General features: G+C 60.9%; 14 protein-coding genes. 6 read left to right on the top strand and 8 right to left on the bottom strand.

Features of this window, described 5'->3' with window-relative positions:
- Positions 1 to 17: 17 nt before the first annotated feature.
- Together VXJ24_RS04295 and VXJ24_RS04290 are read right to left on the bottom strand one after the other, a co-directional pair.
- Positions 18 to 1,694, bottom strand: a complete 1,677-nt coding sequence (locus VXJ24_RS04295) for a putative manganese-dependent inorganic diphosphatase (protein ID WP_330971686.1) — start codon at positions 1,692 to 1,694, stop codon at positions 18 to 20.
- 223 nt (positions 1,695 to 1,917) lie between these two features.
- Positions 1,918 to 2,928: an asparaginase gene (locus VXJ24_RS04290; protein ID WP_330971685.1), complete on the bottom strand. Its 1,011-nt coding sequence runs from the start codon at positions 2,926 to 2,928 to the stop codon at positions 1,918 to 1,920.
- A gap of 177 nt (positions 2,929 to 3,105) precedes the next feature.
- On the opposite strand from VXJ24_RS04290, the gene ettA reads away from it, so the two are divergent.
- Positions 3,106 to 4,785 carry an energy-dependent translational throttle protein EttA gene (gene ettA, locus VXJ24_RS04285; protein ID WP_330971684.1) on the top strand — a complete coding sequence of 560 codons (1,680 nt, stop codon included), beginning with the start codon at positions 3,106 to 3,108 and terminating at the stop codon, positions 4,783 to 4,785.
- Between the two features lie 77 nt (positions 4,786 to 4,862).
- Here ettA and VXJ24_RS04280 read toward each other — a convergent pair whose 3' ends face one another.
- Complete coding sequence (locus VXJ24_RS04280; RefSeq protein WP_330971683.1) at positions 4,863 to 6,293, bottom strand: glycoside hydrolase family 32 protein; 1,431 nt, start codon at positions 6,291 to 6,293, stop codon at positions 4,863 to 4,865.
- A 169-nt stretch (positions 6,294 to 6,462) separates the two neighbouring features.
- Here VXJ24_RS04280 and VXJ24_RS04275 point away from each other — a divergent pair, with 169 nt between their 5' ends.
- Entirely contained in the window at positions 6,463 to 7,449 is a 987-nt protein-coding gene (locus tag VXJ24_RS04275) for a LacI family DNA-binding transcriptional regulator (RefSeq protein ID WP_330971682.1), read from the top strand.
- A gap of 214 nt (positions 7,450 to 7,663) precedes the next feature.
- A complete protein-coding gene (locus VXJ24_RS04270) occupies positions 7,664 to 9,082 on the top strand; it encodes a PTS transporter subunit EIIC (RefSeq protein ID WP_330971681.1) in 1,419 nt (472 codons plus the stop codon).
- A 100-nt stretch (positions 9,083 to 9,182) separates the two neighbouring features.
- On the opposite strand, the gene VXJ24_RS04265 is transcribed toward VXJ24_RS04270, so the two are convergent.
- The 3 genes from VXJ24_RS04265 to larAH6 all read right to left on the bottom strand — a co-directional run bounded on the left by VXJ24_RS04265 (position 9,183) and on the right by larAH6 (position 13,745).
- A complete protein-coding gene (locus VXJ24_RS04265) occupies positions 9,183 to 11,771 on the bottom strand; it encodes a DEAD/DEAH box helicase (RefSeq protein ID WP_330971680.1) in 2,589 nt (862 codons plus the stop codon).
- A gap of 86 nt (positions 11,772 to 11,857) precedes the next feature.
- Positions 11,858 to 12,265 (bottom strand): helix-turn-helix transcriptional regulator, encoded by a 408-nt coding sequence (locus tag VXJ24_RS04260; RefSeq protein ID WP_330971679.1) that lies wholly within the window; start codon positions 12,263 to 12,265, stop codon positions 11,858 to 11,860.
- 226 nt (positions 12,266 to 12,491) lie between these two features.
- Positions 12,492 to 13,745: a nickel-dependent malate racemase, LarAH6 family gene (gene larAH6 / locus VXJ24_RS04255; protein WP_330971678.1), complete on the bottom strand. Its 1,254-nt coding sequence runs from the start codon at positions 13,743 to 13,745 to the stop codon at positions 12,492 to 12,494.
- A gap of 174 nt (positions 13,746 to 13,919) precedes the next feature.
- On the opposite strand from larAH6, the gene VXJ24_RS04250 reads away from it, so the two are divergent.
- On the top strand, positions 13,920 to 14,783 hold the full coding sequence (locus tag VXJ24_RS04250; RefSeq protein WP_330971677.1) for an HAD family hydrolase: 864 nt from the start codon (positions 13,920 to 13,922) through the stop codon (positions 14,781 to 14,783).
- A 16-nt stretch (positions 14,784 to 14,799) separates the two neighbouring features.
- Here the strand turns inward: VXJ24_RS04250 and VXJ24_RS04245 are convergent, their stop codons facing one another.
- On the bottom strand, positions 14,800 to 15,285 hold the full coding sequence (locus VXJ24_RS04245; protein WP_330971676.1) for a GNAT family N-acetyltransferase: 486 nt from the start codon (positions 15,283 to 15,285) through the stop codon (positions 14,800 to 14,802).
- 9 nt (positions 15,286 to 15,294) lie between these two features.
- Complete coding sequence (locus tag VXJ24_RS04240; RefSeq protein ID WP_330971675.1) at positions 15,295 to 15,756, bottom strand: PH domain-containing protein; 462 nt, start codon at positions 15,754 to 15,756, stop codon at positions 15,295 to 15,297.
- Between the two features lie 150 nt (positions 15,757 to 15,906).
- Here VXJ24_RS04240 and VXJ24_RS04235 point away from each other — a divergent pair, with 150 nt between their 5' ends.
- Positions 15,907 to 17,091, top strand: coding sequence for a hypothetical protein (locus VXJ24_RS04235; RefSeq protein WP_330971674.1), 1,185 nt, complete (start codon positions 15,907 to 15,909; stop codon positions 17,089 to 17,091).
- Between the two features lie 6 nt (positions 17,092 to 17,097).
- Complete coding sequence (locus tag VXJ24_RS04230) at positions 17,098 to 18,708, top strand: vWA domain-containing protein (RefSeq protein WP_330971673.1); 1,611 nt, start codon at positions 17,098 to 17,100, stop codon at positions 18,706 to 18,708.
- Positions 18,709 to 18,711 lie beyond the last annotated feature (3 nt).

Genomic DNA, 18,711 nt, shown 5'->3' with positions numbered 1-18,711 from the left:
ATATGCGAATGCGGCAGCTACTCGCCGTCTTCCTCCTGCATGGCCTGGAGCGTGCTCATGAGGGCAGGAATGACCTGCTTCTTGCGGGAGACGACGCCCGGAAGCGTGGCAATGCCGTCAACGGGCTTCACGCCGAAGGCGCGCGAGACGATGGCCTCGGTGTTCGGGCCGGAGTAGAGGAGCTCCGTCGTCTGGGACTTCACGTCCGTGAACATGTAGAACACCATCGGGATATCGTTGGCGGAGGCGCCATCCGGCAGGTACGGTCCGACAAGGGCCTCTGCGGCCTTCCTCGATCCTTCTGTCATGAACGAGCCCTGGCCGACGCCGAAGCGGACATGGCCGCGGCTGAAGACCTTGAAGTCGGAGCCGAAGACTTCCTCTGCCGTGCGGCCCGTGAGGTCGGCACCGGCATCGAACATCTGGTCAGCATACGTGTCGATATCGACACCGGCAATCTTTGCGAGCTCCTTGCCCACATAGACGTCCCTCGGCGTGCAGGTCGGGGAGCGGAAGGCGAGCGTGTCGGAGAGGATGGCAGAGAGCATGAGGCCAGCGATGTTGGCCGGGATATCGATGCCCCTCTCCTGGTAGATGTCGTAGACGATCGTGCAGGTGCAGCCCACCGGGACATTCCTGAAGTAGGCAGGGGCCTCGGTCTCGATCGTGCCGATGCGGTGATGGTCGATGATCTCCATGATCGTGGCCTGCTCGAGGCCGTCGACCGCCTGGCTGCGCTCGTTGTGGTCGACGAGGATCACATGCTTCTTGCGCGCAGAGAGGAGGTTGGAGCTCGAGACCATGCCGGAATAGCAGCCGTCCTCGTCGAGGACCGGGAAGTAGCGGTGGCGGGAGGAGGACATTGCCTTGCGGGCGTCGTCGACGGTCGTGTTCACGCTGAAGCGCAGGACCTTGTCGGCCGGAAGCATCTTGGCGCGGACCGGGATGGACATGGAGACGAGGCGTGCTGCTGCATAGGTGTCATACGGCGTCGTGATGATGGCGCAGCTGTTTGCCGCTGCTGCCTGCTGCACGACGTGGCTCACCTGGGCGCCGTTGCAGATGATGAGAAGGCCGATGCCAGATTCGACGGCGAAGCGCTGGGTCTCGTAGCGGTTCGTGACGAGCACGATGTCGCCCGGCTCGATGAGGCCTTCCATCATCTCAGGGGAGGTGCCGACGCGCACGTTGCCCCGGGTCACTTCCCCCTCGGGGTCGCCGAGCACGAGCTCGCCCTTGAGCGTTTCGACGATGTTGGCATACTTCGTCTTCGCATTGCTCACGACCAGCGTGTCGAAGATGTCCATGTTCGCGTTGGCGATATCCTTGACGGCGATGATGCCGAGCATCTTCTTCTCGTCGTCCGTGATGCAGAGGGTATCGACCTTGCCCGTGCCCATCGTGTTCCAGGCAGCGAACAGCGACATCTCGGAGTCGATGCCGGGCACCTTCTGGTAGGAGATGTCCTTGATCTGCGGACGCACGCTCGTGATCAGAGGCGGCTCCTCGAAGCCGAAGTGATCGAGCACGAAGGCGGTCTCGCGGTTCACGGCTCCGGCGCGGCGTGCTTCGTAGTACGTATCTCCAAGCTGGTTCTTGAGGTAGGCGTAGGAGATTGCGGAACAGATGCTGTCCGTATCCGGATGGAGGTGGCCGATTACATTGACCTTGCGGATGGTCTCGGGTTCGGACATGTGCGTGACTCCTTGTCGTCTTGTGCGGAGCGGGTAGGCAGATGGCATATGCTCAGCCCTGCTCTGCTGCTTTCCAGAAGGCACATGATTCAAGGCTCAGTATATGTGTGTGCTCCATTGTTAGCACCAACTGCCCGCGAGCGGGTCGGCGTGCGTCTCAAATGGATGAGGAAGGACCAATTATCACAACTTGTTCATGCAGAACGTGCATCTGTTAAGGGGCTTAGGCAGCAGGCGTCCGGTCGTGGTTGATTTCCTGATAGAAGAGCTGTGCGATCTCTTCGGTCGAGGTTCCCGTGCCCAGGGCCCACATCGTCTTTGCGACAAGCGCCTCTGTCGTCATGTCCCCGCCGAGCAGTATTCCTGGTCGGTCCTGGAATGCATGGCCAACCTCGTAGACGCCGAGGTCGAGCCCCTCTTCGGGCACCTGGGTCGTGAGCACGCAGGTCCTGCCGGACGCTACCCAGGAAAAGATCGCTTCCTGGAAGGCGTCTCCGTCGTAGTCGGGGATGCCGCCGATGCCGAAGGTCTCCAAGATCACAGCGTCGTAGTCGCGCTCGAGAAGATGGAAAATCGAAGGCCTGAGCTCGGGCGTGAGCTTCAAGACGAGCACACGCTCGTCGAGCGCGAAGTAGCGCCTGAGGTGGAGCCCCTCCTTCGAGGCGGGCTTTGCAAGGCCGCTCCAGATGACCCGGTTCTGCCGGATGTAGGCAAGTGTCGGATAGTTCATGCTCGTGAAGGCGTTGTAGCTCATCGTGCGCTGCTTGTGGGCACGCGTGCCGGCGATGGCCTTGCCATTGAAGACGATCGTGACCTCTCGGGCCGAGTCGTCTGTGGCAAAGAGGACGGACTGGTAGAGGTTGAGCTTTGCATCTGTGAAGGGCGCTGCCATCGGCTGCTGGGAGCCGGTGAGCACGATCGGCTTCGGCGAGTCCTCAAGCAGATAGGAGAGCGCTGCTGCCGTGTATGCCATCGTGTCGGTCCCGTGCAGCACGACGAACCCGTCATACTCCTCGTAGTGCGCAGCTATCGTGTCTGCAATCTGGAGCCAGTCGCGCGGGCGCATGTTCGTGCTGTCTATGTTCATGGGCTGCACGATATCGAGCTCTGCCAGCTCTGCGAGCTGCGGGACACGCTCGACGAGCTCTGTGCCTGTGAGTCCCGGGGCAAGTCCCGTGTCGTGGGGGAGCGAGGCGATGGTGCCGCCGGTCGCGACGATGAGTATGCGCTTCATAGCATCCTTTCTGGTAGAGCCGGGCCCATTCTAGCGGGTTTGCTTCCCTCTTGCGTGCCTTCTGCGCATTCGGGAGCAGACGCTTCAGGCTGGATGTATGGCTCCCGTACAATGAAATGGATATCGATAGACAAGGGAGCGGTGCGCTCCTCAGAACCGGAAGGACGTGATGGTCCTGTGGCAGAGTTCATCTACCAGATGCATCAGGCCCGCAAGGCATTCCAGGGCAAGGTCATCCTGGACGACGTGACGATGGGATTCTTCCCGGGCGCCAAGATCGGCGTCGTCGGCCCGAATGGCATGGGCAAGTCCACGCTCCTGAAGATCATGGCAGGGCTTGAGGACGTGTCTGCCGGCGAGGCGCGCCTGACGCCGGGCTACACGGTGGGACTTCTTGAGCAGGAGCCGCCGCTCGACGAAGACAAGACCGTGATCGAGAACATCAAGATGGCATACGGCGACCTGCTCGGAAAGATCGACCGCTTCAACCAGATCGGCGAGGAGATGGCGTCGCCTGATGCCGACTTCGATTCTCTGATGGCCGAGATGGGACGCCTCCAGGACGAGATCGACGCGGCGAATGGCTGGGACCTCGAAAGCCAGCTCTCGCAGGCTATGGATGCCCTCCAGTGCCCCGATCCAGACGAGCCGGTCACGCATCTCTCCGGCGGCGAGAGAAGGCGTGTCGCCCTCTGCAGGCTCCTTCTCGAGGCACCGGACCTGCTGCTTCTCGACGAGCCGACAAACCACCTCGATGCCGAGTCTGTCCTCTGGCTCGAGCAGTACCTCAAGAACTATCCAGGAGCAGTCCTCGCCGTCACGCATGACCGCTACTTCTTGGACGACGTCGCCGAGTGGATCTGCGAGGTCGACCGTGGCACGCTCTATCCCTACAAGGGCAACTACTCGACCTACCTCGAGACGAAGGCAGCCCGCCTCGAGATGGAAGGCAAGCAGAACGCGAAGCGTGCCAAGAAGATGAAGAGCGAGCTCCAGTGGGTGCGCTCCGGCGCGAAGGCCCGACAGGCCAAGAGCAAGGCACGTCTTGCTGCCTACGAGCAGATGGAGGCAGAGTCCAAGAACATCCGCACCGTCGACTTCACGGAGATCCATATCCCGGCAGGCCCGCGCCTCGGCTCCAAGGTCCTCGAGGCCACGCACCTCTCGAAGTCCTTCGGCGACCGTGTGCTGATCGACGATCTCACCTTCAGCCTTCCCCGGAATGGCATTGTCGGCGTGATCGGTCCGAACGGCGTCGGCAAGTCCACGCTCTTCAAGATGATCGTCGGGCAGGAGCAGCCTACAGGGGGCTCGCTCGAGCTCGGCGAGACCGTGAAGCTCTCCTATGTCGACCAGATGCGCGCAGGCATCGATCCTGACAAGAATGTCTGGGAGGTCGTCTCTGATGGCAACGACACGATCATCGTCGGCGAGACCGAGGTGCCGAGCCGTGCCTATGTGAGCGCCTTCGGCTTCAAGGGCCAGGACCAGCAGAAGCGTGCCGGCGTCCTTTCGGGCGGCGAGAGGAACCGCCTGAATCTTGCATTGACGCTTCGTCAGGGCGGAAACCTGCTCCTGCTCGACGAGCCGACAAACGACCTCGATACGGAGACCCTGGAATCCCTTGAAGAGGCGCTCCAGGAGTTTGCTGGCTGCGCTGTCATCACGAGCCACGACCGCTGGTTCATGGACCGTGTCGCGACGCACATCCTTGCCTGGGAGGGCACGGATGAAAATCCGGGTGCCTGGTACTGGTTCGAGGGCAACTTCGAGGCCTACCAGGAGAACCGCGAGAAGAGGCTCGGGCCTGACGCCTCACGCCCGCACTGCATCCACCGCAAGCTCACGCGCGACTAGGCGTCGAGGACAGCTTCAAGAATGAAGAAGGCCGGCATCTGGAGGGATGCCGGCCTTTGCGCGTCTCTGGACAGAATCTAGAAGGAGAGGCTCCAGAAGGTGGTCTTCACCTCGGGTGCTGCGTCCACGATGAAGGAATGCTGCTTCGGATAGAAGCGCGTCGAGAACGTGTACGGGACGCCTTCGAGGAAGACCTCGACAGAAGAGGCGTCCGTGACGATGCGGAGGCCTGAGAGCTCAGGAAGCTCTTCGAAGCGCTCGGCCCTCCCGGCACCGACAGAGTCCATGGACGGATCTTCGAATGCCATCCTGAACACATGTCCGTCCCAGGAGAGCTTGAGCTCATGGGCAATGGTTGCCGTGAAGGGCTGATTTGCATTCTCGATCTCGCAGTCGAAGGCAGGGGTACCCATATCGACGAAGGAGCCTTGTGCGGACTGCTCGTCTGTGCGGTGGGCGGCAAGCTCGCGGACAGGCTTCTGGACGACCTGGCCATCCTCGAAGGAGATCTCGCGGGGCAGCGTGAAGCAGTGCTGCCAGCCGTCAGCGATTGTGAGGTTCGTGACGCTCGGCGTATCGGGCATGCCCATCCAGCCAATCAGGATACGGCGTCCGTCATCTGCCGCAAACGTCTGTGGCGCATAGAAGTCGAAGCCGGCGTCCCAGAGCGTGAAGCCCGAGAACGAGAGATCTTCCTGGATGGGAGCGGAGAGCTCGAAGAAGCCGGACTGGTAGACATTGCGCCTGTCCCAGGCACCGCCGGAAAGGCCCTGCGGCGAGGTCGAGAGGATGTGGTGGGTCTCGCCGGCCTTGTCTGTGAGATCGAAGTAGTCGGGGCACTCCCACATGAAGCCGAAAGGCTTATCGGTCGTCAGGCGCTTCGCGAGCGCCCAGCGGTCGAGGTCGTCTGCGTGGAAGAGGAGGATCTCTCCGACATCGTCGGAGCGCCTTGCGCCCTGCACCATCCAGAAGCCGCCTCCGTCCTGCCAGACCTTGGGGTCGCGTACGTGGCAGGTGTCGTCTTCGGGGTAGTCAGAGTTTCTCATCACGACGCGCTTCGGCCCGAAATGGAGGCCATCTGTCGTGACGGTGTGGATCGTGTTCGCCTCGCGGCCCGTGCGGATGTAGTCGTAGCCATCCCGGTCTTCGAGCTTCACGTTGCCGGTATAGAAGATATGGATGCCGTCAGGCTGGACAAGCGCGCTTCCCGAATAGACGCCCGAGACATCGGATGGCTGGTCGGGGTAGAGAGGGCAGCCTTCATAGTGCCACTGGAGCAGGTCGGTGCTTGTTTGGTAGCCCCAGCACTTGACGCCGCCGTTCACATCGAAGGGTGCGTACTGGAAATAGGCACGGTAGCGGCCCTGATACTGGCAGAGGCCGTTGGGGTCGTTCAGCCAGCCCACGGGAGGCATCAAGTGGAAGAGCTCGCCCCATTCGCCGTGCGTGGCGCCCTGTTCCTTCTCCTGGCGCAGCCTGTCGAGATCGCGTTCAAGTGCAGTAGACATGCGGACACTCTCCTTGCGTCGGACCAATGCTTATGACCGTTCATCCACACTATAGTGAAATCGTTCTCATATTTCTATGAAAATGTGGTACGTATCTTGCAAGCGGATTGTTCCGGCGCAGGTGCCTTCAGGACATAGAATGGACGCTCGGAACGGTGCGGGAGGACATGTGGATATCAACACGATCGCGAAGATGGCGGGGGTTTCCCGCGCCACGGTGTCGCGCTACTTCAACAATGGCTATGTCTCGGAAGAGAAGCGCCGAACGATCGCGAAGGTCGTCGAGCAGACGGGATACGTCCCTTCCCAGCAGGCGCAGACGCTGCGTACCGGCAAGACGAACCTCGTCGGCGTGATCCTTCCGAAGGTGAACTCGTATGCCGTCGGCCGCATGCTGGCAGGCATCTCCCTCTCCTTTGCCGATACGCCCTATCAGATGCTTCTGGCAGACACGAACAACAACAAGGATGCCGAGGTGTCATATCTTCAGCTCTTCGCGAACAGGAACCAGGTCGACGGCCTCATCTTCATCGCCACGGTCTTCGACCAGGCCCATCTCGATGCAATAGCGGCCTTGAAGTGCCCGCTTGTCGTGCTCGGGCAGGACCTCGAGGGACATACGTCTGTCTACAATGACGACTATCGCTCCATGTACTGGCTCGTCAGGAAGGTCCTGAAGCACGGAGAGCATCCAGCCTATATCGGCGTTCTCGAAGAGGACGAATCCGCAGGCAAGGGCCGTCACAGAGGCTTTCTCGATGCCTGCCGGGATGCCGGGGTCGAGGTGCCGCCCCAAGCGCAGGCCGTGAGCGCCTTCACGCTCGATTCGGGCTATCTGTGCGCAGAGAAGATATTCGATGCCTACCCTGAGTGCGACACGCTCGTCTGTGCCTCTGACAACATCGCATATGGCGCCATGACGTGCGCAAAGGAGTACGGGAAGCGCGTGCCGGAAGATGTGCAGATCACCGGCGTGGGCGATGGGGACCTGTCACGTGTCGTGACGCCGACGCTCACGACGATCCATCACCACTACAAGACGGCCGGCAGGGAAGCCGCCCGCATCCTGCTCCAGGCCATGCAGGGAGCCCCCGAAGTCTCGCGCGAGATTCGTATGGGCTACGACATCCAGATCCGCAATTCCACCCGCTCCTAGGGTTAACGTTCCCAGCTTTTGGGCTCTTCTTAAGCAATTTCAAGACCGATTTTCTGTCACTGATACCGCTCGCCGACGAAAACATGCCGTTCACGCTCAGCAGTCAGGAAGCTCTGGTGTTTTTTCTGTTCGTGCGGTTTCATATCCATGTGAGAACGATTTCACAAACGTGCTCAAGCAATTGGGGATAGGGAAGAAGAGAAGGGAAGCACGCATGGCTCTTGATTACGCACAAGCTGCCAAGGAGGCCCTCGAGGCCGTTGGCGGCAAAGACAACATCGTGTCTGCCGCCCACTGTGCAACGCGTCTGCGCCTGGTCATCGCCGACAATGACAAGATCGACAAGGAGAAGCTCGAGAACGCCGTCGGTGCCAAGGGCAACTTCGAGGCATCCGGCCAGCTCCAGATCATCTATGGCACGGGCACGGTCGACAAGGTCTACGACGAGTTCATTAAGCAGTCCGGTGTGAGCGCCGCTTCGAAGGCAGAGGCGAAGGAAGCGGCAGCCAAGCAGGGCAACGCCTTCCAGCGTGCCATCAAGGTCCTCTCCGACGTCTTCGTGCCGATCATCCCGGCCATCGTCGCATCCGGCATGCTCATGGGCGTCATGTCTGCCATCCAGTACATGGGTACGCCTGTCGCAGACGGCGGCGCCGGCTTCTTCGCGCTCGACACCACCTCCGTCTGGTGGCGCATCGCATCGCTGATCAACGCCTGCGCACTCGGCAACCTCCAGATTCTCCTCGGCTTCTCTGCGGCCACGGTCTTCGGCGGCAACCCCTACCTCGGAGCATCGCTCGGCGCCCTGCTCATCAGCTCCGACTTCATCAATGCCTATAGCGCCTCCGCGGCAATCGCGAACGGCACGATGATCACCCTCGATGTCATCCCCGGCGTCTACTCGATCGACTGGGTCGGCTATCAGGGCCATGTCATCCCCATCCTCGTCGGCGTCTGGATCCTCTGCTTCTTCGAGAAGCGTCTCCACAAGGCCGTCCCCGAGATGTTCGACCTGTTCGTGACGCCGCTCGTCTCTGTCTCCCTTGCTGCCTACATCACGATCCTCTTCATCGGCCCGATCTTCGTCTGGCTCGAGAATGCAATCCTCGGCCTGCTCATGTGGCTGCTCTCCGTGCCTCTGGGCATCGGCTATATCGTTATCGGCCTTATCTACTCCCCGTCTGTCGTCACCGGCCTGCACCAGATGTACACCGCAATCGATGTCTCCATGCTCGCCCAGTACGGCGTCACCTACTGGCTGCCGATCGCAAGCGCTGCCAACATCTCCCAGGGCGGTGCCTGCCTGGCTGTCGCCCTGCGCACGAAGTCCGAGAAGACGAAGTCCCTCGCCGTTCCTTCCGGCATCTCCTGCCTCCTCGGCATCACCGAGCCTGCCATCTTCGGCGTCAACCTCCCGAAGATGAAGCCGTTCGTCTGCGGCATGATCGGTTCTGCATGCGGCGCTCTCTGCTGCTTCATCTTCCACCTCGCCGCATCCGGCACGGGCGTCACGGGCATCTTCGGCATCCTGCTCTGCATCACGCAGCCTGTCCAGTACATCATCATGTTCGCTGTCGCCTTCGGCGTTGCCTTCGGACTCACCTCGGCCATCTACCGGGAGGAAGAGGCCTAAGACCAGCAGTTTCCTACCAGAACGTACGCATGGAAGAGCCGCTGTCCCAGAAGGGGCAGCAGCTCTTCTGCTGTCTTTGGGCATGCGTGCCGATGAGGGCCTATCCTTCCTGGAGCAGGTCCTCGATGAAGCCGACCTTGTAGGCCCTGAAGCGGACCTCTCCTTCCTCCTGCGTGAGGTCGAGGTCTACATCGGCGAGGATGCCGAAGTCGTGGTCGCCTTCGGTGTCGCTGAATATCTGATGGACCTGCCAGATGTGGTCGGACTTCTCCCTGTCCTCTGAGAGCTCGAAGAACTTCGAGGAGTGGGCATCTGCATCGAGGAGGATGTCCTCGTGCTGCTCGTGGTAGCTTTCGAGGATGCGTCGCCATACGACCTCGCGATAGCCGTAGTCGGCATCGAGCGCTCCCAGCGCTTCGGCGTCTCCCGCCTGGGCCAGGCGCACCCGCTGCCAGAGCGCATTGCGCACGAGCAGCGTGAGGCCGCGCCGGTCGTGGACAATCTCGTCCGGGGCCTCGGGAGCCTCCTCTTCGGGAAGTGCTCCTGATGCCTCCCATTCGTCGAAGAGGGAGGAGTCGATGGAGCGGACCATGAGACCAAGCCAGCTGATGATGTCCTTGAGATAGTCGTCGCGCTTGTCGAGCGGCACGGTGCGGTCAAGCGCACGGTAGGCCTCGGAGAGGTAGCGCAAGAGCGTGCCTTCGGAGCGGGCGATGTTGTAGCGTTGGATGTAGCTCTTGAAGTCAGAGGCAGATTCGATCATGTCGCGCAGGACGCTCTTCGGCGAGAGCTCGTAGTCGGCAGCCCAGGGGACCTTCTTGCAGTACTCGGCAAAGGCCTGGGAGAGGAGATCTTCCAGAGGCTTCGGATACGTCACTTCCTGGACACGCTCCATGCGCTCTTCGTACTCGATGCCGTCGGCCTTCATCTCGGCGATTGCGTGTGCCCTTGCTTCGCGCTCCTGGGCACGGAGAATCTGGTGCGGGTCTTCGAGCGTCGCCTCGACCATCGAGATGAGGTCCATATCGTAGGTGGGAGATTCGGGATCCAGGAGCTCGAGCGCTGCGAGCAGGAACGGCGAGAGCGGCTGGTCGAGTGCAAAGTCGTCCGGCAGGTCGACAAGCGTCGAGTAGGAATCATGGCCGTCTTCTGTGGTGCAGGTGATGACACCGGCATCGAGAAGCGTCGCGAAGATCTCGTCGGTGCGCTCGGAGAGCTTCTCCTTCTGCTCCGGCGTCTGGGCAGAATCTTCGACGAGCTTGTGCATGCGCGCAAGCGCATCTCCGCCCTGCTCTATCTCTGCGAGCACCATGGAGTTCGTGATTCTGAGATGCGGCACGAGCGTCTCGGGCTCTGCGTCGATGAGACGCTTGAACGTCTGCTCGTTCCAGCCGACAAAGCCTTCAGGAGGTGTCTTCGTCTTGATCTTGCGGGCCTTCTTCGGGTCACCTCCCGCCTTGAGGAGCGCGCGTGCCTTCTCGATATCGTATTCGGTCGCCTCGGCGAGGACGACGCCTTTCGTATCGAAGCCAGAACGTCCGGCACGGCCTGCAATCTGGTGGAACTCGCGCGCATTGAGCCTGCGCATGCGGCGTCCATCGAACTTCGTGAGCTGTGTCAGAAGCACGGTATGGATCGGGACATTGATGCCGACACCGAGGGTGTCGGTGCCGCAGATGACAGGAAGAAGGCCCTGCTGCGCAAGCTTCTCCACAAGGAGACGGTATCTCGGGAGCATGCCGGCATGGTGGACGCCGACGCCACAGAGCAGAAGCCGCTTCAGCGCCTTGCCGAAGTTCGTCGTGAAGCGGGTGCCCTTGATAGCATCCTTTACGGCATCCCTCTGCTCCTTCGTGCTGACGCCGTAGCTCGCAAGTGCCTGGGCGCTCTTGAAGGCGGCATCCTGGGCGAAGTGCACGATATAGAGCGGCGCATCGCCGCTCTTGAGGGCAAGCTCGACGGTGGCTTCGAGTGCTGTGTCCACAAACTGGTAGTGGAGAGGCACGGGACGCGGCGCATTGGCTATAACGTCGACGGTGCGTCCGGTCAGGTCCTCGATCTTGTCGTGGATTGCCGTCACATCGCCGAGCGTCGCGCTCATGAGGAGGAAGTGGACATGGGGGAGGGTCAAGAGCGGCACCTGCCAGGCCCAGCCACGATCGCGGTCGGCATAGAAGTGGAACTCGTCCATCGCGGCATAGCCGATATCGGCGTCCTCGCCGAAGCGCAGGGCATCCTGTGCGAGGATCTCTGCCGTGCAGCAGATGATTGGCGCCTCGGGATTGATCACGGTATCGCCCGTGATCATGCCGACATTGTCCTTCCCGAAGATATCGACCATCTGGAAGAACTTCTCAGAGACAAGTGCCTTGATAGGGGCGGTGTAGTAGCTCCGCTCTCCAGCGCATAATGCCATGAAGCACATGCCGAGTGCCACCATGGACTTGCCGGAGCCTGTGGGCGTGCCCAGGATCACATGGTCGCCTGCGGCAATATCGAGCAGGGCCTCTTCCTGGTGAGGCCAGAGCTCCATGCCACGGGATTCGACCCAGGAAAGGAAGGTCTCGAGGGATTCATCGGTCGGGATATGGGGGTCTTCTTGCGACCAGTCAGGTCCGAGCCTGCCGAGAGAGCCAGGTCCGTTCGGTCCTTCATCGGCCTCTTCGACCGGAATATTCATGTCAGACATCAGGGGTGTTGCAGCTCCTTGGATGGAATAGATTTGTTCAGCCCTTCCATTCTAAGGGGTCTGGAGTCTGCCGGTGGGGGGACAGCCTAGTCCTTGTGGCGCTTCTCGAACTTCTGCGGGTGCTTGGCATGGCGGAGAAGGATGTTCTTCACATCCGCCTGCACGACAAGGTCGTTGTCGAGATAGAGGTCGATGATTTCTTCGGCCTCAGGTTTCACGACCCTCAGAATGCCCGGGAGATCCCCCTCTTTGCTGTATCCAAGGATATCGTTTGGTGTGCAGCCCAGCAGCTCGGCAGCTTTCACGAGCTGGCTTGCATTCATATCACGGCGGCCGGCTTCCCAGTGCTCCACTTCTCCTTTGGTGACACCGATATAGTCCCCGAGCTGCGTCGTGGAGAGGTTGCGAGCTTTCCTGATTTCACGCAGATTGTTCGGTTGCTTCGCCGGGGCGATCGGCTCCTTCTTGTCTTCCTGTGCCCCGCCTTCTGCCATGTCCGCTCCTGTACCGAATCTGGAATTTCAATCACAGAAGACCAGAAATGATGAGCGAACGCCAGAACAAAAGCCTACGCAGAGTAGGCAAACGCATAAATATGCTGCAAAGCATACGCAAAGTAGGCATATGAATAGGAGAGGTGGCAAGAAAGAGCAGCCGCATGAAAAGCCGCTCCGGACTGAGAATCCAGAGCGGCCGCATTCGTTGCCTTGAATGGTGTGGCTAGAGGCGCATGAGCGGGAGGGTCGAGCCTCCGTGAGGCATAACGAGGATGCGGGGTGCGCGTCCAAGCTCGCGGAGCGTCTTTGCACACGCTGCATCGAGGGCTTCCTGTGCTGTTGCAAATGGTGTCATGAACGCAGCTCTGACCTCGGCATCCGGCATGTCGGAGACAAGATAGATGTCGCAGCGCTCCTCTATCTGGGCCACGGCTGCTGCCTTGTGGCCACCGAGCACGAACGTCTTCTTCAGGCGCTCCACCACCTCATGAGGAGTCGCTGCTTCGCGCATCCACTGCTCGAAGGTCGGCTGGCCGAAGCCTTCCTGACAGGAACCCACGAGCACGATCGTCCCGCCGTCGCGCACCGGGTGCTTCGCGTTGTCGAGCGCCTTCTGGAGCTGGTAGAGATTGAGATCCTTCGGAGCTCCTCCCTGGGAGACGACCACGATGTCTGCCTCCTCGTGGAGTTCGCACCCGTAGAGATCGTCGAGATGGTGGCAGGCATCGCGCTGGGCAGCCACGAAGTCTCCTGCTGCGGCATAGACGATGTGCCTGTCCTCGTCGAGGACGACATTCACGATGAAATCGAGGCCGACCATGCGGCAGGCTTCCTCGAGATCGAGCCTTACGGGGCTCTCCATGTTGCCAGCGTGGGCTTCTGGGCTAAGCATCAAGGAATGGTTTGCCTGGATGGCTTCGAAGGTGGAGCAGCCCGGCATGATGGCCTTGGCGCCGCCCGAGTAGCCGGCAAAGTAGTGGTACTCCACATTGCCGAGGCCGACCCTCACATCGGCATCCGCGACCTCTTCGATAATGTCGACCGGGGTGCCCGCCTTGGTCGTGCCGAAGTGCCTGAAGGACGTGCTGCCGTTCACGACAGCGAGCTTTCCCTTCCAGGGACCCATGATGTGGGCAAGCTCTTCCTCGGTCTGGGGCCTGTGGGAGCCAAGCGCTATTGCGACAAAGACATCCTTGTCGGGGATGCCTGCCTCGTGGAGCTCCTGCATGACGGGAGTGAGGAGCTCGGGCGTGGGGCAGGGGCGGGTGCAGTCGCTTGCGATGAGGCAGACCTTCTGTCCTGGATGGACGATGTCCTTGAGGCGAGCTGTGCCGACAGGGGAGGAAAGGGCGTCTCTCACAAGCCCTTCGCCGGGCTTTTCTGCCTCGACCGCATTGGCATGCATCACCTCGATGAGCTCTGCATCATCTATCTCTATGGTCTGGCTGCGCGTGCCGATTCCGAGCTCCGTCCTCATGCCTCATCCCTTCTGTCCTGTTTCGACCAGCATACAGGCCGATCCTGAGGCTTTCCTGGTGGATGCGCTGTGAGTTTACAGAATGCTTGCCAGGCCCTGCGTGAAACGGGGCCTGTGGCCTCGCTACAATGCAGGAAGAACAAGACCATAAGAAGCTTTCCGAAGGAGACATCCGTGATACGCCTTGCCCTCTCCGACATGGACAACACCCTCATTCCCTTCGGGAACCCGCATGTCTCGAAGCGCACGCTCGAGGCGATTGCGGATGCACGGGCGGCAGGTGTCGAGTTCGGGCCTTCCACGGGACGTGACTACCATGAGCTGCTGCGCTTTTTCCAGGGCGATGCCTCTGCCTTCCAGACAGGGGTCATGTCGAGCGGCAAGAAGGTCATGATCGACGGCGAGATCGTCTCGCTGTCCCTGATCGAGCATGATCCGCTCGAGCGCATGGCCGAGATGCTCAAGAGCGTGCCGGATGTATTCCTCGTGGCCTATCCGGCAGATACCGACATGACGAATCCGGTCTGGGTCATTGCAGCAGACCCCGAGCAGGTGCCGGTATACCGGGAGCGCTTCAAGTTCACGCCGCAGGTGGCAGAGCAGGTGCCGGAGGTGCCGCTCATCGCAGCGACGCTTGCCGCCACATCGGGACGTCCTGCCTGCCGCTTCATCGATACGAAGCTCAGCCCCGCCTTTCCCGAGTTCGATATCGTCTCGCCGACGCCCAACTGGTACGATATCGTGCCCCACGGTGTCAGCAAGGCATCGGGCCTCCATGTCCTGATGGACAAGCTTGGACTTTCCGACGAGGAAGTCGTCGTCTTCGGCGACGCCGCAAACGATGTGCCCATCTTCCGCGAGGTCACGAACTCTGTCGCCGTCGCGAATGCAACGAAGGAAGTGGCAGCGCTTGCCCGCTACCATATCGGTGCCTGCGCAGATGACGGGGTAGCTGTGGCGCTCGAGGATATCGCGCAGGCTGCAGAGAGAAACACCCTCCCCGAGTTCATGCTCGAAGAGGATGCTCGCAGGAACTGAAGCTTGGCGCCTGAAGCTAGAGGATGTGCTCCATACCGATGAGGTAGGGCTTGAGGCCCAGGTGCTCGTAGAAGCCTTCTGCCTTCGGGTTGCAGGACCAGACATGGAGCGTCACGCGGTAGCAGCCCTGCTCTTTCGCGTAGGCACAGACTGCCTCCCAGAGATGCTCTCCCACATGCTGGCCGCGGCAGCGCTCGTTCACGCAGAGGTCGTCGAGGTAGAGCTCGCGGTCCTGGCGCATGTTGGGGGCGCTGGTCAGATCCTGGAGCTCGCAGAAGGCATGGCCCAGAAGCTCATGGGTGCCTTCCTGCCTGTTTTCGTCCACCGCGACGAAGATGGGATGTGCAGGGTCCTTGATAAGTGCCTTGAGCTCATCTTCCGTATACTTCCTCGTATCCGGGATGAAGAGGTCGGGACGTCCTTCTGCATGGACATTGCAGACCTGGACGAGCAGCTCCATGATTCCTTCGATATCCTCTTCGGTGGCGCGGCGTATCTGCACGTGCTTCTCCTAACGGTCTGACAGGGCAATGAGCTCGGTGTGGTCCATTACGGAGTCGACGAAGGCGTCGAAGTTCGTGCTCGACTCATGGAAGGTCCTGGGGTGCCCTCCAAGGACGAGCTCGAGCGCGTGGGACTTCTCGCGTATATCGTAGGCCACGATCTCGTCCCAGCTGTAGGATCTTGTGCGCTTGAGGCAGTTCGTATAGGAGACGCCCCCATCTCTGACTTCGAGCCTTCTGTTGAAGTAGTTGAGGACCTGGATGAGCGCCATGACCTCGAAGGCGCAGACAAGCGGGATGCCGATCCAGCGGATCCAGACAAGCCAGACCGAGCTCGAGAACAGCGGGAAGAGAAGAAGCCAGATCGTGACGGCGCCTGAGGCAGCGACACCTAGCGCCCACATGAGATTCGAGCGCACGCGCTCGGTCACGACGACAGCTGCTCCTGTGCTTTCGCTCGCTTCTGCCATGTGTCCATGCTTCCTTTCTTCGCCACTCATCCGACTCTTCCTCATGAGGATGCCCATGAGCGGGTATCACTATCCAAGGACTTTGGGATTGGCTACCATTCTACAGAAGGCAGCGTCTGCCGCACCAAGCGGCTTGAAATGGGGTTGGATATGGAACTCTCCGTGGAGAAGAGGCACTACAAGCGCCTTGCAGCAGAGCTTCGCATGGCATTGGTGTCGGGCACGGATGAGGAGGCTCTCTCTGCCATCAAGGAGCTCGTGCCGCTGCGCAGCTATGCCACGCCGAAGGAGCTTGTCGACTTCCTCGAGCGTGCCTGCGTCTGGGCATCGCGGGAGGTTGTCGATGCAATCATCGCAGACCTCGGTCCCATCCCGTACTGCGGCTGGGCACTTGCCCTGGCCCTTCGCTGCGACCGCGAGGACATCGCCTATGACCTCAAGGCACGCCGCGTGAACCTGCTCGAAGATCCAGAGATTCCCGAGAGCCTTCCTGAGCGCTCGCTCCTGATGCACGACCTGACGCGTGGCGACATGACGGGGTCCTCTCCCAAGCTCTTCGAAGACCCGCAGGGACGTTCGGTCACCTCTGAGATCTTCCGTACCTTCGGGCCATCCGAGGAGCTGGTCGGCGCAGACTACTCGCGCGGCACCGATGTGAGACGTTCCTGCGAGCTCGTGGCGAAGCTTGCAAACGACCAGAGCTTCATTCCCGTCGTCTTCGACGATATCTTCCGCGCGGCGCTTGCCTGCGCCTCGCGTGCCTATGCCTATCCGGCCTCCTATGTGCCGGGTACGGCAGAGTCCTGCCTCGAGCTGGCAGATGCCCTGCTCGAGCTCTGGCGCCAGCATCTTGGCGGCACGGAGCGCATGCCGGAGCTCCTGGGCCGCATGGTCGTCCCGAACCAGGATGAGCGCCTGATTGTCTGGACCTGCGAAAAGGCGCCTGAAGTCTTCTATGACAGGCTGTGCTCGCAGAGCTGGCTCAAGAAGAATGTCGGGCTCGTGCGCCGCATGGTCGCACACCTCACACCGGGGACGGAGTACCAGAATGGGGTGCTTCTCTCTGTGCTTGCAGAAGGCGCCTGCTTCGACCAGCTCGAAGATCTCCTTGGCTGGCAGAATACCTACACGCCCGCAAACCTCGACCGTGCCATCGATGCAGCATCCGAGGCGGGGCATGCAGAGATTGCAGCCTGGCTTCTGACGCTTCGGCAGGACCTCTCCGATACGGCCAAGTCTGTCGAGGATGCAAAGGCCGAAGAGGAGCCCGAGCAGAAAGAGGCGCCTCAGGACGACGAGGGCGATCTCGGCGACCTTTCGGATCTTCTCCTGTAGGCTGCCATGGCAGATGCGATGGAGGGGCTCACCCCGGAAGAGAAGGCAGCCTTCGAAGAGGCGGAACAGAAGACACACGAGCGCTACGAGCTTGCGCGCAAGGTCGTCGATCTGGCTGAAGGCCTCGTCGTGAGCGACAGCCATTTCCTTGCTCCTGCCATAGGCCAGCTCAAGAGCGATATCTCGCCTGCCCTCATGATCGAGCCGTTTGCGACGGATGGCCAGACGCTCTACATCGAGCCGACACGCGTGCTTGCGACGTTCGCGAAGACAAGGAAGCCTCCGATCCACGATATCGTGCATGTCCTCATGCACTGCATCCTGATGCATCCTTTCGTCGATGACCGCGTGGAGCGCTTCCCCTGGGACCTTGCCTCTGACATCATCGCCGAGAGCCTGGCCGCCGAGATCTGCGGTGCCCGTGAAGGAGACAGGGGCGAGGCCATCTCGGTCGTGCTCGAGCACCTGAAGAAGGACCTCCGTGGGCCGCTTTCCACAGACAGGCTCTATAGGGCGCTGCGCCGGGGCTACTACCACGACCTCATGAGTGCCTGGGGATCCATCTTCCATGTGGACAACCATGACCTCTGGTATGCAGCCCCTGCCTCATCTCCTGAAAACGGGGGACAGCAGAAGGAAGGCTCCTCCTCCCATGCACCGACAGAGTACGAGGAGCGTCATGCCCCCAACCAGGGTTCGGGAGAGGAGCGCGAAGGCAGCGCACGGAAGACCCGGCAGCAGTCACAGCAGGCTTCAGGGAATGGCGGTGAAGCGGAGAACGAGGCGCTTGTGCGCCAAGCAGGCGGCCTCGGCGAGCGTGAGCGCGAGCATGAGCGAGACAAGTGGCAGCAGGTCGCAAAGTCCATCAATGTGGACCTCCATACGCTCTCGCGCGAGCGCGGAGAGCAGCTCGGCGACCTCACGAACGAGCTCGAGATCAGGACGCACCGTCCCCAGGACTTCCGCGAGTTCCTGCGCAAGTTTGCCGTGATGCAGGAATCCCTGCATACATCGGACGACGAGTTCGACTATGTCTTCTATACGTATGGGCTTGCGCTCTACGGCAACGTCCCTCTGATCGAGCCGCTCGAATATCGCGACGAGAAGAGGATTCGGGAGTTTGCGATCGTGCTCGACACGTCGGGCTCTGTCGCAGGGGACACGATCCAGCGCTTCGTGGACACGGCCTTCGATGTGCTGCATGCCGACTCGACCTTCACGGAGCGCACGAACATCCACATCATCGAGGCGGATGCCGGCGTCGAGTCCGATACGAAGATCTCGACACCCGAAGATCTTGCGAAATGGTCAGACCATGTCACGGTCAAGGGCTTCGGCGGCACCGACTTCCGCCCTGCCTTCGACTACATCGACAGGCTCATCCGCGAAGGCGAGTTCCGCCACCTCGACGGGACGGTCTATTTCACGGATGGCTTCGGCACGTATCCGAAGAGGAAGCCTCCATATAAATGTGCCTTCATCTTCTACGATGAGAGCTACCGCAAGGAAAGCGTTCCGCCCTGGGCCATACAGCTTGTGCTGCCGCCAGAGGAGCTCGAACGCGAATCTGACGAATCGGAAAGCTACCGTGCCCAGAAGGCCGAGAAGCGAGGATAGGGA

The sequence above is a fragment of the Olsenella kribbiana genome (assembly GCF_036408795.1).
Lineage (GTDB): Bacteria > Actinomycetota > Coriobacteriia > Coriobacteriales > Atopobiaceae > Olsenella_L > Olsenella_L kribbiana.
The sequence above is the reverse complement of the archived record's forward strand: the minus strand, read 5'-3'. Positions and strand labels throughout refer to the sequence as shown.